The sequence below is a fragment of the Pseudomonas segetis genome (assembly GCF_900188155.1).
Taxonomy (GTDB): domain Bacteria; phylum Pseudomonadota; class Gammaproteobacteria; order Pseudomonadales; family Pseudomonadaceae; genus Aquipseudomonas; species Aquipseudomonas segetis.
Window position 1 is genome coordinate 268,441 of record NZ_FZOG01000005.1, and the last position, 13,464, is coordinate 281,904.

Sequence of the window (13,464 nt, forward strand, 5' to 3'; positions counted from 1 at the left end):
GCCGTGCCAGGGGCTTGTATTGCTGTGAATCCAAGCCGGGAAGCCCATAGCGCTGCCAAGGTTTGATTCATGCTGGTGCGTGGGCGGTTCAGGTTGCACTGGTCTAGGCCAATATGACTGGGTGATGACAGCGCCGTTGCAGTCTGCCGGGTTGGGATCGATGTCACATGATGGCAACTTGACGCTGCTTAAATGACAGGCCTAATCCAGCAAGGAGTTGCCTGATGCCCACTGCCAGCGCACTTACGCAGTTGCTCAAAGCGGTTGAGCCACTTGCGCCGGACATGAGTATTGCTGATGTCGCCGACCGGTTGTTAACCCCCCAGCACAAGGCTTTTCTATCGCTGCCAATAGTCGACAGCGCGGGAAAGCCGCTGGGGCTGGTCAGTCGAACCGCCTTACAAGACATCTTCATGCAGCGATTTGGCCGTGACTTGCGTGGCCGGCATCCGGTTACCGAGATAATGAACGCCCAGCCCTTGGTGGTCAGCCTGGCGACCAGTCTGGAAGAGGCCGCCAGGCAGATCACCGGACAACTGCAATACCCGATCACAGAGGATTTCGTGTTGGTTGATCAGGCTGGCCATTACCAGGGCTTGGGCACAGTGCTCGACTTGCTCAAGGCCATGGAGTCGCGCATAGCTCAGCGCAACACGGTGCTGCGCAAGGCGCTCCATGACCTGAAGGAGTCCCAGGCGCAGTTGATCCAGTCGGAGAAAATGGCATCGCTTGGGCAAATGGTGGCCGGCGTTGCCCATGAATTGAACACTCCGCTGGGCTATGTCAAAAACAATGTCCAATTGATGAATGAGCTGGGCGCGGCGTTATTCGAACTGACCGATGCGCAAGCTCGCCTGGCAGACTGCATGGCCAACCCCGATACCACCGAAGAGCAGCTTGCTGATGCTTTTGCACTCGCGGCCCAGGCCCGTGAAGCTGCAGCGCCTGAGTTGCTCAGTGCTGATATGCAGCAATTGTTTGCCGACACCATGTATGGCCTGGAGCAGATTGCCGAGTTGGTGGTCGGGCTCAAGGATTTCGCCAGGCTTGACCGGGCGATGAGCGAAGAGGTTGATATCAACGACTGTATTCGCAGCGCCTTGTTGATTGCCCGTAACAACACCAAGGACAAAGCCGAAATCAGCTTGCACCTTGGCCAGCTGCCACTGATTGCCTGCGCCCCGTCACAGATCAACCAGGTCCTGCTCAACCTGCTCAACAACGCGGTACATGCCATTGAGGGCTTTGGCCAGGTTGTCATCAAGAGCTGGGCCGATGAGGACGCTGTGTTTATTTCCCTGCAGGACAGTGGCAAGGGCATGGAAGCGCATGTGGTGGCGCGGATATTTGATCCTTTCTTCACCACCAAACCCGTTGGCCAGGGCACCGGCTTGGGTTTGTCTATCTGCTTCAAGATTGTTCAGGACCACGGCGGGTTGATTCGTGTGGCCTCTGAGCCTGGGCGCGGTACGCGCTTTTTGATTCGCCTGCCGCGACCACAGGCGGCTCAACTTCAACGGAGTGCCTGAATATGAGCCATTTGCCACGCATCATGTTTGTCGATGACGAAGAACGCATATTGCGCAGCCTGGCGGTGCAGTTTCGCCGCCAGTACGAGGTCTTGACCGAAAGTGACCCGCACCGCGCCTTGCAGCGGCTGGAGGACCAACCGGTGCATATTCTGATCAGCGACCAACGCATGCCACACATGAGCGGCGCAGAATTGCTTGCCCAGGCCCGTGAATTGGCACCCAATACCTTGCGCATACTCTTGACCGGTTATTCAGACCTGGATGCCGCCGTTGATGCACTGAATAACGGCGGTATCTTTCGCTACCTGACCAAGCCCTGGGACCCTCAGGAAATGGCGTTCACCTTGCGCCAGGCGGCTGAAATTGCCCTGCGCCAACCGGCGGCTAGCACGCCTGTCGAGTTAGCGTCGATCAGTGCCATGAGCGCCCGGCTCAATGTGTTGCTACTGGACAATGATGCCGAGACCCTGGCCCTGGTTGATGCATTTTGCCAGCAGGGCGGTCATCGTTTGTTGCGCGTACGCAATATTGCCGAGGCGATGCACATTCTCAACAGCGAGCCGGTTGAGCTGCTGGTCAGTGATTTGAAGCTGGCCGGGGACGACACCGCGCCTCTGCTTAAAACCCTGGCACAGGCTCATCCGCGTTTGTTGAGTATCGTGGTCACGCCGTTTTGCGATACCCAGGCATTGCTCAAGCTGATCAACGAGGCGCAGATCTTTCGTTATCTGCCCAAGCCGATACGGCGCGGGATGTTTGAGAAAGGCCTGGGCGCCGCTGTTGAACAAGCCATTATCTGGCGTGCAGAACCTGAAACTGCAGTGATGCGCCTGGCGCAGGTGCCGACCAATGAGCCGGAACGCGAGCGGGTAGGCAGTTTGTTCGGCATGCTGGGCCGCTTGCGTGAGCGGCTAAGTGCCTAGAAAGACAAGCCTGCTGTGCTCGGGGTGAAGCTCGAGCACAGCATCAATGGCTTTAGCGGCGAACCTGTTTCAGGGTTTCGGCAATCAGGAAGGCCAGCTCCAGGGACTGATCAGCATTCATCCGTGGGTCGCAGTGAGTGTGGTAGCGATCAGACAGACCGTCTTCGGTGATGGGCCGTGAACCGCCAATGCACTCGGTGACATTTTGCCCGGTCATCTCGATGTGAATGCCGCCTGCGTAGGTGCCTTCAGCCTGATGCACGGCGAAGAACTGCTTAACTTCGGCAAGTATCCGGGCAAAGTCGCGGGTCTTGTAGCCGCTTGAAGCCTTGATGGTGTTGCCATGCATGGGGTCAGAGCTCCAGAGCACGTTGCGGCCTTCGCGCTGCACGGTTTGAATCAGGCGCGGCAGACCGGCCTCGACCTTGTCGGCGCCCATGCGCACGATCAGGTTCAGGCGACCTGGGTCATTCTCGGGATTGAGGATATCGATCAGGCGGATCAGGTCTTCGCTGCCCATGCTTGGCCCGACTTTGACCCCGATCGGGTTTTCCACGCCGCGCAGGAACTCAACGTGCGCGCCATCGAGTTGGCGGGTGCGATCACCAATCCAGAGCATATGGGCGGAGCAATCATAGAAACGCCCGGTGAGGCTGTCCTTGCGTACAAAGGCTTGCTCGTAACCCAGCAGCAGGGCTTCGTGGGCGGTGAAGAAGCTGGTTTCGCGCACCTGTGCCGAAGCGTCCATGCCACAGGCACGCATAAAGGCCAGGGTTTCATCGATGCGGTCGGCAAGGGCGCTGTATTTCTCGGCCAGATCCGAGTTGGCAATGAAGTCGAGGTTCCACTGATGAACCTGATGCAGGTCGGCGAAGCCGCCTTGGGCAAATGCACGCAGCAGGTTCAGTGATGCTGTGGACTGGTGATAAGCCTGAAGCAGGCGCTCCGGGTCCGGCACGCGACTGGCACTGTCAAAACCGATGCCGTTGACTATATCGCCACGGTAGGCGGGCAGGGTGGTGCCGTCGATAGTTTCATCATTGGCTGAACGCGGCTTGGCGAACTGGCCAGCCATGCGACCGACTTTTACCACTGGGCAACCAGCAGCGAAGGTCATCACGATTGCCATTTGCAGCAACACCTTGAAGGTGTCGCGGATCTTGGCGGCGCTGAACTCGGCAAAGCTTTCGGCGCAGTCACCGCCTTGCAGCAAAAATGCACGACCTTGAGTCACTTCCGCAAACTGACGACGCAATTCTCGGGCTTCGCCTGCAAATACCAATGGCGGATAACCGGCCAGGGTTTGCTCGACTTTAGCCAAGTGGGCTGCATCCGGGTACTGCGGTTGCTGCTGGATTGGGCAGGCTCTCCAGCTATCGGGACTCCAAGGTTGTGACATCGCGATTCTCGATTCAATAGGTTAGGCAGGCATGCATGGTAACCGATTGGCTGAGCGCTTCAAAAATATCAGTGTGATAGCCAGGGTTTATCGATTGTGGCGGGCGTCTGTTGCTACTTGTAGCAATCGGTAATCAATTGCCTGCAAGGACGCTTGCCGGATAATCCAGGGCTATGCTCGAATGCATGCAATTGAGCGAACCGGTTTTAGCCTACCTTGATTTGCTGGCTGCGCTCGTCTTGCAACCCATGGATGATTCAATGCCCCGCTGCACCTTCAGCCTGAGAATGCTTCGTGCGTTGAGCCTGGCCTTTTTGATGGTCTGGCTTTGGCAGACCAGTGCCTTGTTAACGGGGATTGAAGCGCCAACAGCCGTGGCAAACGCCGTGGCAGGCCTTGACTCCGGTGGTAAAAGCCTGGCGACATCCAGCTCCTGCGTGTTGTGCACAGCCGATAATCAATCCTCTTCAACTGCCGATCATGCCCACGAGCCGCCATCATTGACTGCGGCCTATCTGGTCGCTGCATTGCCGCGCGTCGAGGTGCCGAGTGCCAGCATCCTGCACCGCCAGCCCATGGGCTTTATCGAACCGATTGAACGCCCGCCGCGATCCTTCTTGCTGATCTGATTAACCGCCGCACCGCGGCTCCAGATACCTGTAATTTGGGATCAACTTATGCAATTTCCTTTTCTTCACAGCCAGGCTGTGTGGCTGGCGTGCCTGCCTGTTGCCGGCAGGTGGCGAGCATGACCGCCCCATCCAACAAGGCCCAGCTGTTCAGCGCTTGGCACTTGCTGCTCTGCGCCTGGGCGCTGGCGCTGGTGGCCAGCTTGAGTGCGCTGTTTATCGGTGAGGTGATGGGCCAGGCGCCCTGCAATCTTTGCTGGTTTCAGCGAGTGTTCATGTTTCCGCTGGCGATAGTGCTGGGTGTCGCCTGTTACCGCTCCGACGCCACCGTGTGGCGCTATGCCTTGCCGGTTGCCGGCCTTGGCTGGTTAGTCGCGCTTTACCACAGCCTGCTGTATTTCGGTGTTTTCGGCGACAGCATCCAACCCTGCGGGGCAGGTGGTTCGTGTTCCAGCAGCAATATGACCATTTTCGGTGCTATCGCGCTGCCTGTGCTGTCGCTGATCGTATTCAGCCTTATCTGCATGCTTCTTTTGATGATTTCCCGGAGATCTACCCAATGAACAGAGGTTTAACTGTGCTGGTGATTGCCAGCGTGCTGGTCATCGCCTTCGCTGGGGGCGCCCTGTGGTTCAAGTCGGCGCAAGCCCCGGAGCAGGCTGCAACGCCACCAGCAGCGGCCAGTTCGCTGGTTCGCTTTCACTCGCCGGTGATCGGCTCTGCCAGCGCGCCAGTGACTATTGTCGAATTTTTCGACCCTTCCTGTGAGGCCTGTCGCGCCTTCTTTCCCTTGGTGAAGAAGCTGCTGGCGGACAACCCCGATGATGTACGCCTGGTGCTACGTTATGTGCTGTTTCATGAGGGCTCGGAAACTGCTGCGCGCATTCTCGAAACCGCCCGTAAGCAGGGCGTTTATCCGCAGGTGCTGGAGGCCGTGATGGCTTCTCAGCCGCAGTGGCATGATGATTCGCAAGTCACAATGGCCTGGGCGGCAGCCGAACAGGCGGGCCTGGATGTTGATAAGGCCAAGGCAGAAATGATGAGCGCGGATATCACATCGACCCTGGAAAAAGACGCAGCCGATGCAAAAGCGGTGGGTATCAGGCAGACGCCAACCTTTTTCGTGAACGGTAAATCGCTACCCAGCTTTGGCTCTGAGCAACTGATAAACCTGGTCGAGGAGGAGATTGCCCAGGTCAAATAACCCCATGGCAATGCCCGCTGCCAGGTACAAGCCCTGTCAGCGGGTTCTGCAACTGGGTCAGCAGGTTGTGGCGGGTTTGAGGCCTGCCTGTTGTGCTGTCGGTTGACGCGCCAGAACGTCCCGACCTTCAAGGAACTGACCAAAACCTTGCTGCTTGCCTAGTTCATCGGCGAATTCCCGGCCGCGTTGATAGGCAATGCGACCGTTAATCAGGGTGTATTCAACCGCCTCGTCATTGCGTTTCACTACGCGCTGCAAGCCCAGCACCTCCATTGGCGCCTCGCAAATTGTGTCCAGGGCGTCGGTCAGGCCTTCGGGGTTGATAACGACCACGTCGGCACGATCACCAACGCGAATATAGCCCGCGTCGATACCGATAAAGTCGGCAAGCTCGCCACTGACGCGGTGTACTGCGCGTCCTGTATCCATAAAGGCATTGCCCGCCAGTTCGGCGTCGCGTGCATACTTGAGCAGGCGCAGGGCAAAGTTGTATTGGGCGATAGAGCGCAAATGCGCGCCGGAGTCGGCAAAACCAGGCTGGGTCCAGTCACTGGCGAGCAACTTATGCATGACCTCTGGCCGATGGTTGCCGTAGCAGGTCTGCCACTTGAGCTGGTCGCGATACTGGGTGGCGATGTCGAAGTAGGCATCGACTGCATCAACACCGCGCTCACGGCCCAACTGTTCGAAGTTTTTACCGATCATCGAAGCATCCGGGCAGCCGGTAACCCAGCAGTCCGAGAAGTCACGGTGCCATAGACCAATGGTGAAAATGGCCTTGACGTGTTTTTTGAACAGGGTACGAAACGCGGGGTCATTGACCTTGGCGTAAATCTCATCCGGCTCCTTCAGGTTGCGCAGTATCTCGCCCGCACCGAACTCCTCGAATGCGTTCACATTAAGCCCTTCCAGACTCAAGGTGAACGGCGCAGGCAGGGTTTGCCAGCGAAAATTCCCGCGCAGCAATTTATTGGCCACCCAGCCCGAAAAGCGGGTGAAGCGGTGCAGCATGGGTTGGGACTTGAGATCCAGCGCGGTGAGCATGGTGCTTTTCAGCGGGCGCCTGAACCAGCCGTGGGCTTGCCAGAGAAAGGCGAACACATTGATCTTGGTGACTGCATCGGGCGCGCCCTGCATCAGCGCGTTGCGGCGACGGAGGATGGCGAACAGGCGCGAAAACTCGTGCCAGTTGGCGAAGGTGGAGGGTAGCGGGCTTGACCAGGCACGATCTCCATCCATCTTGTCTAGCCGGGTAGTCATGACCGACAGGCCGAGACAGCCGGCATCTAGCGCCTCTTCAAGCAGTTGCTCCATGCGTTGCAGCTCGGCTTCGGTGGGTTTGACCTTGCTCGTCGCGCGCTCAAGCCCCATTACTTCAACGCGCAGTTCGGAATGGCCGAGAAATGAGCACAGGTTCGGACCTAGCGGATGCTGGTTGTAAAAGTGGCGATAACCGGCCGCATCACGCCAGGTCTTGTTCTGTTGCAGTATAGGTAGCACGTACTCGCGTGGTACCGCTTCAACCCGGGTAAACAGGTCGGAGCAGTCTTCGGCATCCGCCAGCACCATGCTGATCGAGCAGGAGCCGACGGTGACGGTCGTCACGCCATGGCGCACTGATTCTTTAAGTGCGGGCGCAGCAATGACCTCGGCATCATAGTGCGAGTGAATCTCGATAAAGCCGGGCGTCACCCACTTTCCAGTAGCGTCTATCACCTGCGTGCAGCCGGTTTCATCCAGAGCGCTGAGACTGACCGCGTCGATGCGATTATCACGTATACCGAGGTGACGAACCTGGCCGGGCTGGTTGCTACCGTCGAAGTACAAACCGTTTTTTATAATTATGTCGTAGTTCATAAAGGCTCCAGGGACTCAGAGGTTGCTTAACGCGGTATCAGCAACAGACAGCCGGTTACCAACAGCAGGCTGTAAATGGCTATGCGGAAATACTGCTCATTGACATGCCGGTGCAGGCGTTCGCCCAGCCAGACGCCGATGAGTAACAGTGGTGCGTAGAACGCGACCTGAGGCAGCGTCGGATAGAGCCTGCCGTCGAGCATAAAGGCCAGGGTCAGCAACGAATTGAGGCTGAACCAGACGCAAACCAGGGTGGCGCGAAAGCGGCTTTTATCCAGGGTGTTTCCGGCCAGCGCATGGACCAGCAAGGGGCCGCCAGAAGCAAACAGGCCGTGGCTAATACCTGCGGCCACTGTGATCATCCGGTTTTGCCAAAGTGGTCGCGCATGACTGACGCTTGATGTGCGCAGGCGCAACAGCTCGCGCCCGGCAAACACCAGTATCAGCACGCCGAGAGCGCGCTTGGCCAACTGGGCATCGATTACCGGCAGCAACGCATAGCCAATAATGGTGCCGACTGCCATGCCTGGCAGGATCATGCCAAGCAACAGTTTTAGGTCAATCAGTTTGCGGTAGCGCCAGCTCAAGTAACCGGTCATGCAGATATTGAGCGGTACCAGGATCGGCAACAGCAGCTCGATTGGCAGCAGCAGTGCGCCGAGTGACAAGGCAATCACGATACTGCCAAAGCCGGTAACGGCTTCAAGCGTATAGGCGAGCAATATGAATATGCCCAGGGCAATCCAAGCCAGTTCCATTAGGTTTCTCTTTTAAGCGGGTATTGAGTTACAGAAACTTCCAGGGCGTTAAGCACCTTGTCCACTCCCAGCCATCGGTGGATGCTCAAGGGGCGCTGGTCATGCCGCATGGATTTCTCTGTGATGGTGATTGATGAGCCTTATTCCATTTCTCCGGCAAACCGCTGGCTCATTTTCTTGTAGTAATAGGCCGGGGCGATTCGCCACAACAAGCTGGCAAGCCAGCTGCCACGATCAGGAAACAAGCGTTCGCGGCGTTGCTCCAGGGCGACCAGTATTTGTTCGGCCATCCAGTCTGCGCCTCGAATCTGGCCGATGGTCGAGCGCGCATGCCCGGCGCGTTTGCCATCGGCGCCCAGCGCATTACGGTCAATGGGGGTGTCGAGAAAGCTTGGGTAGACCATCAACAGGCCGATACCTTGTTGCGCGATCTCTGCGCGCAGCACCTCGAAGCTCTGGCTCAGTGCGCTTTTCGCCGCGCAATAGCCCGCCCGGCCCAGCACTGGCATCCAACCGGCCATTGAGCCAATTGCCGCGACCTGGCCAGCGCTTTCGCGCAACAAGGGCAGGGCGCTCAGGGTGAGTTCCAATGGCGCGTGATAGTCAACGGCCATGACCTTGTGAAAGACCGCAGTTTGAGTCTTGACGGTGGGTGAGCGATGGGTGATGCCCGCGTTGTTGATCAACAGATCAAGGCGTGTGAATTTCTCTGTGCAGGCTTGCAACAATTGGCCGTGAGTCTCAGGGTCGGTGATGTCGCCAGCAATGCCCAGCACCTGTTCGCCACCGAGTTGCTCAATACGCTCAGCCAGGCCGACAGCATCGATGTCTGTCAGCAGCAGGGCATGACCTCGGGCATGGCAGGCGCGCGCAAGTTCCCAGCCGAGGCCGCTGGCGGCGCCAGTTATAAGGACGACTTTCATAACTGTTTTTCTCCGGCTGGCGTCAGTTTATTGAGGGTGGATGTGGCGTCAGCGGGTGGCCTGCGAGACCACAAATAAGCCAGGCTCAGGCCCGTGACCAAGTGCCAGCAGCCCCAGAATGCAGCGATCAGCAACATGCCGCTGGCCTGGGGGAAGAAGGTGAATATAATCACCAGCCCCAGCGCCGAGTTCTGGATGCCGACCTCAAGGGTGATTGCACGGCGATCAGCCGCTGGCAAGCCACTCAAGCGGGCGCTGATATAGCCAGTCGACAGTGCCAGGGCGTTATGTGCGACTACCAACCAGAAGAACAGGTGGAAGTTGCTGAGGAATTGCTCGAAGTTCTTGCTAAAGGCGATCCCGACAAATGCCAGCATGACCAGCAATGCAAAGATGCGCAGGGGTTTTTCGATACGCTTCGACAGGCCAGGGAAGCCTTTGCCAACCCACATGCCAAGTACCAGCGGCAAGCCAAGCACCAACAGCACCATCAACAGTAAATTCAGCGGATCAATCGATATCTCGGTCAGCAGCGGGCGTGTATAGGGGTTTAGCCAGGCGTACAGGCCAAAGTTGAGCGGGGTTAAAACACTGGCAGCCACACTGGAAACTGCCGTCATGCTCACCGACACCGCCACATTGCCGCGCGCCATCCAGGTCATGATATTGGAGAAGCTGCCACCGGGGCAGGCAGCAACGAGCGCCATGCCCATTGCCAGCATGGGCTCGATCTTCAACGCCCAACAGGCCAGGCAGGTCAATGCCGGAAGCAGAATGAACTGCGCAACCAAGCCGATGGCTGGCGCCTTGGGCTCACGGGCGATGCGCTTGAAATCATCGATTTTGAGATCAAGGGAAACACCAAACATCATCACCGCGAGGATGAGGTTGATCAGGATCAGGCTCGATGGGTCGAATTGAATCGCTACGTTTTCCACAAACGATCCCTACTGTGCGCTGCTGCTGATAAACGCTGCTGACTGGCTGGCCAGTTCACTTTTTAGCTCTGCGCTGTGCTTGGCGATACTTTGCCGGTAAGTGTCTTTGTGCACGTAGTAGGCCATGCGCTCCAACTCAAGATAGTTATAGCCGCCGTCGAGACGAATGCTCGCGCGCTCGCGCTTGATTGCCTGGAATGCCCTGGCCGCCGCGCTGCCTTGCTGCAATTGATGGATATACAAGGCCACCAATTCCGCCTGCTCGTCGCGCCCTTGCCAGCCAAGGCCGGATGCCTCGACCATGCCCATCATGAACAGGTCATCGTACTCGGGGTGAAAGACATTGAGGTACAACTGCGGGGCGCCGACCTGGGCTGGCCAGTTGAGGTGTTCACGGGCAATAAAGGGGTAATCCAGCTTGTAGCCGGTGCCTTGCAGAATCAGGTCGTATTCGGCGGTTTGGCCGTCGCTGAACGTCACTTGCTGGCCATCAATCCTCGCGATGTCACGCCGCGCCTTGATGTCGCCATGACCCAGGTGGTGCAAAACCAGTGAGTTCATCACCGGGTGCGATTCATAGAGCTTGTAGTCGGGGTCAGGCAGGCCGTAATTGGACGGCTTGCCAACCAGGGCGCGGATCAACAGGCCATCGATAAACTGCTTCATGGGGCGCGGTAGCTTGACAGCGCCACCAAAGGTATCTGTCGGTTTGCCCAGGATGAACTTGGGCAGGAAGTAATAGCCGCGGCGGACTGAAAGATCAACCGAGGCTGCGCGGTGCACCGCGTCGACCGCAATATCACAGGCCGAGTTGCCACAACCGACAATCAGCACGCGTTTGCCGCTGAATACCTCGGGGCTTGAGTATTCGCTGGAGTGCATCAGTTCGCCACTGAAGGTGCCCGGCAGCTTTGGCATATTGGGTTTGTGCAGGGTGCCGTTGGCGATCAGCACGCCATCGAACTGCCAGCTACGTTGCTCGCCGTCATGTTCGCTGATTAGCTTCCAACCTTTGTCCAAGCGCTGGATTTCAATAACGCGGGTGTTGAAGTGGTAATGGGGGCGCAGTTCGAAGTGCTCGGCATAGTCGCGAAAGTAACGGCGCATTTGACTGTGATGCGGGTAGGGCGCCACATCTTCGTCCATCGGAAACTCGCTGAACTGGGTCGTACCCTTTGATGAGATCAGGTGGGCCGACTCGTACATGGTGCTGTGCGGGTTATCGATATCCCACAAGCCGCCCACATCGCCGTTAAGCTCGAAGCCAATAAAGTCGATGCCATACTTTTTCAGTTGGCGTGCAGTGCACAAGCCCATTGGGCCTGCGCCGATAATGGCGTACATATGTAACCTCTGGCGTTGTTATTGTTGTTAAGGCCGATAGCCGCGCATGCCGCGCAATGCTCGATAACTGGGTTAATTATTGCGTGACCGCGGGGGCCTACTTCAATGACAATCGGCGCCTTTCCCCGACATATCCTGGTCAGGGATGTCACGGTAGAGAGCGGGTGATGCCTGGATTACCTCCGGAAGATGAATTGCAAGAAGAGCGTTTGCTGGCTGAAGTGCATGACGCATTCGGTGTGATTCGTGTGGTTGAAATCGGTGAATACCGGTTTCTAGAGTTCGGCGATGCGATTGAGCAGAGCTGCGTATTCAGCGCTGATCCCAGTTGGCTTGAGTACGACTATACGCGGGCAATGTTTCTGGGGGCGCTGGCCCATGAGTCACCGGAAACGGCGCTGTTTCTGGGGTTGGGCGCCGGTAACCTGACCCAGGCATGCCTGAAGTTCCTGCCGCTCGATGATGTTGAAACCATCGAGTTGCGCGCCGATGTCCCGCGCCTGGCCATGGACTTCCTCGGTCTTGATGACGACCCGAGGTTGACCGTGCGTATCGGCGATGCCATGGACCTGCTGCCCAGCGCTGAAACCGCGGATCTGATTTTCGTTGACCTGTACACCGACCACGGCCCGGGAGTTGCCCATCTGGCGTGGCGTTTTCTTGAGGATTGCCAGCGCAAGCTCAACCCCGGTGGCTGGTTGATTATCAACCAATGGGCAACCGATGATGGCAAGCCATTGGGCGCAGCTTTACTGCGCGGGCTGTTCAATCGGCATTATTGGGAGTGTCCGGTCAAAGAGGGCAATGTGATGTTGCTGGTTCCCGCCGAACTTGATCAGGTACTGGACATGCCTGGCTTGCAGGCACGGGCCGAACGCCTGGCGCCAGAGCTTGGCTATTCGCTGCAGCCCTTGATCACTGCGTTGCGCCCCGCCAGTTAGCCAGGCTGGTGTTTCTGCGCTCGTAGGATGCGACAAGCGCAGCTTGTCCATCGGCGCGCAAACAACATCAGTATGTATCCAATGGAGATTGGCTAATGGGTTCAGCGGCCCTTGAAGTCTCCAGGGCGGCGTTCAAGCATGGCTTTGAGGCCTTCCTTGGCATCTTCGGTTTTCATCAGCTTCATCAGGGTTGGATGCAAGCTGGCCGCTGCCGCTGCTTCGCCTTCACGAACCGTCTGGCGGGCAGAAGCCAATGTCGCGCGGACGGCCTGTGGCGCTTGTGCGGCAATTCGCCCCGCAAGCCACAAGGCCTGTGGCATCAACTCCTCACTGGCAAGTACTTCCTGGACCAGGCTCAGGCGATAGGCTTCATGGGCGTCAAATTCATCGCCGGTCAGCAGCCAGCGCATTGCATTGCCCCAGCCGGTGATATGCGGCAGGCGCAAGGTGGCGCCACCGAATGGGAAGATGCCGCGTTGAACCTCCATTTGCGCAAAACGGGTATTGCTGGCGCACAAGTTGATATCCGAGGCCAGCATCAATTCGATACCAATGGTGTAGCAATAACCCTTTGCTGCAACTATCACCGGCTTGCTCACCCGTGGGCCGCCAAACACCCCCCATGGGTCGCAACCGCCAGCAGGCACTTGCCATCCAGAGGTGAACTCCGGCCCTATGCTGGCCAGGTCGAGACCGGCAGTGAAATGCTCGCCATGGGCGAATATCAAGGCTACGCGTGCATCATCATCACGTTCGAACTCACCGTAAGCCATGCACAGGTCGTTGAGCATATCGAGGTCAAAGGCATTACGTTTGGCGCATCGATCAAGGCCAATCAACATTACGTGGTCGCGTTTTTCACGACTGACCTGTCCGGCGTTGCTTGCGCTCATAAGCAAAGATCCTTCTACATATTCGAGGTTTACTGGGGTATAGCCTTCATGATTGAGCTTGTCCACGAACTGCAGCGGCTGTGTGGACAGGGCTTAAAAATATGACCGTTTGGCAGTGTTTGA

13 protein-coding genes are annotated in these 13,464 nt (G+C 57.5%); 6 read left to right on the forward strand and 7 right to left on the reverse strand.

Annotated features, from left to right (window positions below; translation table 11 throughout):
- Nucleotides 1-224: 224 nt before the first annotated feature.
- Together CHB79_RS17155 and CHB79_RS17160 are read left to right on the forward strand one after the other, a co-directional pair.
- A complete protein-coding gene (locus CHB79_RS17155) occupies nt 225-1,529 on the forward strand; it encodes an ATP-binding protein (protein WP_089360779.1) in 1,305 nt (434 codons plus the stop codon).
- Nucleotides 1,530-1,531: 2 nt separating this feature from the next.
- Nucleotides 1,532-2,455 (forward strand): response regulator, encoded by a 924-nt coding sequence (locus CHB79_RS17160; RefSeq protein WP_089360780.1) that lies wholly within the window; start codon nt 1,532-1,534, stop codon nt 2,453-2,455.
- Nucleotides 2,456-2,507: 52 nt separating this feature from the next.
- Here the strand turns inward: CHB79_RS17160 and CHB79_RS17165 are convergent, their stop codons facing one another.
- A complete protein-coding gene (locus tag CHB79_RS17165; RefSeq protein WP_089360781.1) occupies nt 2,508-3,854 on the reverse strand; it encodes a class II 3-deoxy-7-phosphoheptulonate synthase in 1,347 nt (448 codons plus the stop codon).
- Nucleotides 3,855-4,114: 260 nt separating this feature from the next.
- Here CHB79_RS17165 and CHB79_RS17170 point away from each other — a divergent pair, with 260 nt between their 5' ends.
- The 3 genes from CHB79_RS17170 to CHB79_RS17180 all read left to right on the forward strand — a co-directional run bounded on the left by CHB79_RS17170 (nt 4,115) and on the right by CHB79_RS17180 (nt 5,687).
- Nucleotides 4,115-4,483 carry a hypothetical protein gene (locus tag CHB79_RS17170; RefSeq protein WP_141133436.1) on the forward strand — a complete coding sequence of 123 codons (369 nt, stop codon included), beginning with the start codon at nt 4,115-4,117 and terminating at the stop codon, nt 4,481-4,483.
- Between the two features lie 119 nt (nt 4,484-4,602).
- Nucleotides 4,603-5,046 carry a disulfide bond formation protein B gene (locus tag CHB79_RS17175; RefSeq protein WP_089360783.1) on the forward strand — a complete coding sequence of 148 codons (444 nt, stop codon included), beginning with the start codon at nt 4,603-4,605 and terminating at the stop codon, nt 5,044-5,046.
- On the forward strand, nt 5,043-5,687 hold the full coding sequence (locus CHB79_RS17180; protein WP_089360784.1) for a DsbA family protein: 645 nt from the start codon (nt 5,043-5,045) through the stop codon (nt 5,685-5,687). Before CHB79_RS17175 ends, CHB79_RS17180 begins: the two co-directional genes overlap by 4 nt.
- Before the next feature lie 57 nt (nt 5,688-5,744).
- Here CHB79_RS17180 and CHB79_RS17185 read toward each other — a convergent pair whose 3' ends face one another.
- The 5 genes from CHB79_RS17185 to CHB79_RS17205 form a co-directional block, all read right to left on the reverse strand.
- Nucleotides 5,745-7,544 carry an N-acyl-D-amino-acid deacylase family protein gene (locus CHB79_RS17185; protein WP_089360785.1) on the reverse strand — a complete coding sequence of 600 codons (1,800 nt, stop codon included), beginning with the start codon at nt 7,542-7,544 and terminating at the stop codon, nt 5,745-5,747.
- 26 nt (nt 7,545-7,570) lie between these two features.
- Entirely contained in the window at nt 7,571-8,302 is a 732-nt protein-coding gene (locus CHB79_RS17190) for a sulfite exporter TauE/SafE family protein (RefSeq protein WP_089360786.1), read from the reverse strand.
- 140 nt (nt 8,303-8,442) lie between these two features.
- Nucleotides 8,443-9,225 carry an SDR family NAD(P)-dependent oxidoreductase gene (locus CHB79_RS17195; protein ID WP_010488765.1) on the reverse strand — a complete coding sequence of 261 codons (783 nt, stop codon included), beginning with the start codon at nt 9,223-9,225 and terminating at the stop codon, nt 8,443-8,445.
- Nucleotides 9,222-10,163 (reverse strand): bile acid:sodium symporter family protein, encoded by a 942-nt coding sequence (locus CHB79_RS17200; protein WP_089360787.1) that lies wholly within the window; start codon nt 10,161-10,163, stop codon nt 9,222-9,224. Before CHB79_RS17200 ends, CHB79_RS17195 begins: the two co-directional genes overlap by 4 nt.
- A 9-nt stretch (nt 10,164-10,172) precedes the next feature.
- Nucleotides 10,173-11,507 carry a flavin-containing monooxygenase gene (locus CHB79_RS17205; protein ID WP_089360788.1) on the reverse strand — a complete coding sequence of 445 codons (1,335 nt, stop codon included), beginning with the start codon at nt 11,505-11,507 and terminating at the stop codon, nt 10,173-10,175.
- Nucleotides 11,508-11,674: 167 nt separating this feature from the next.
- Between CHB79_RS17205 and CHB79_RS17210 the strand changes: the two genes are divergently transcribed.
- Nucleotides 11,675-12,448: a spermidine synthase gene (locus CHB79_RS17210; RefSeq protein WP_089360789.1), complete on the forward strand. Its 774-nt coding sequence runs from the start codon at nt 11,675-11,677 to the stop codon at nt 12,446-12,448.
- A gap of 101 nt (nt 12,449-12,549) precedes the next feature.
- Here CHB79_RS17210 and CHB79_RS17215 read toward each other — a convergent pair whose 3' ends face one another.
- Nucleotides 12,550-13,341, reverse strand: coding sequence for a crotonase/enoyl-CoA hydratase family protein (locus CHB79_RS17215; protein WP_089360790.1), 792 nt, complete (start codon nt 13,339-13,341; stop codon nt 12,550-12,552).
- Nucleotides 13,342-13,464 lie beyond the last annotated feature (123 nt).

Bases quoted from the DNA above. Each gene is read 5' to 3' on its own strand.
- CHB79_RS17155 (WP_089360779.1), top strand. From the start codon at position 225: ATGCCCACTGCCAGCGCACTTACGCAGTTGCTCAAAGCGGTTGAGCCA.
- CHB79_RS17160 (WP_089360780.1), top strand. From the start codon at position 1,532: ATGAGCCATTTGCCACGCATCATGTTTGTCGATGACGAAGAACGCATA.
- CHB79_RS17165 (WP_089360781.1), bottom strand. From the start codon at position 3,854: ATGTCACAACCTTGGAGTCCCGATAGCTGGAGAGCCTGCCCAATCCAG.
- CHB79_RS17170 (WP_141133436.1), top strand. From the start codon at position 4,115: ATGCCCCGCTGCACCTTCAGCCTGAGAATGCTTCGTGCGTTGAGCCTG.
- CHB79_RS17175 (WP_089360783.1), top strand. From the start codon at position 4,603: ATGACCGCCCCATCCAACAAGGCCCAGCTGTTCAGCGCTTGGCACTTG.
- CHB79_RS17180 (WP_089360784.1), top strand. From the start codon at position 5,043: ATGAACAGAGGTTTAACTGTGCTGGTGATTGCCAGCGTGCTGGTCATC.
- CHB79_RS17185 (WP_089360785.1), bottom strand. From the start codon at position 7,544: ATGAACTACGACATAATTATAAAAAACGGTTTGTACTTCGACGGTAGC.
- CHB79_RS17190 (WP_089360786.1), bottom strand. From the start codon at position 8,302: ATGGAACTGGCTTGGATTGCCCTGGGCATATTCATATTGCTCGCCTAT.
- CHB79_RS17195 (WP_010488765.1), bottom strand. From the start codon at position 9,225: ATGAAAGTCGTCCTTATAACTGGCGCCGCCAGCGGCCTCGGCTGGGAA.
- CHB79_RS17205 (WP_089360788.1), bottom strand. From the start codon at position 11,507: ATGTACGCCATTATCGGCGCAGGCCCAATGGGCTTGTGCACTGCACGC.
- CHB79_RS17210 (WP_089360789.1), top strand. From the start codon at position 11,675: ATGCCTGGATTACCTCCGGAAGATGAATTGCAAGAAGAGCGTTTGCTG.
- CHB79_RS17215 (WP_089360790.1), bottom strand. From the start codon at position 13,341: ATGAGCGCAAGCAACGCCGGACAGGTCAGTCGTGAAAAACGCGACCAC.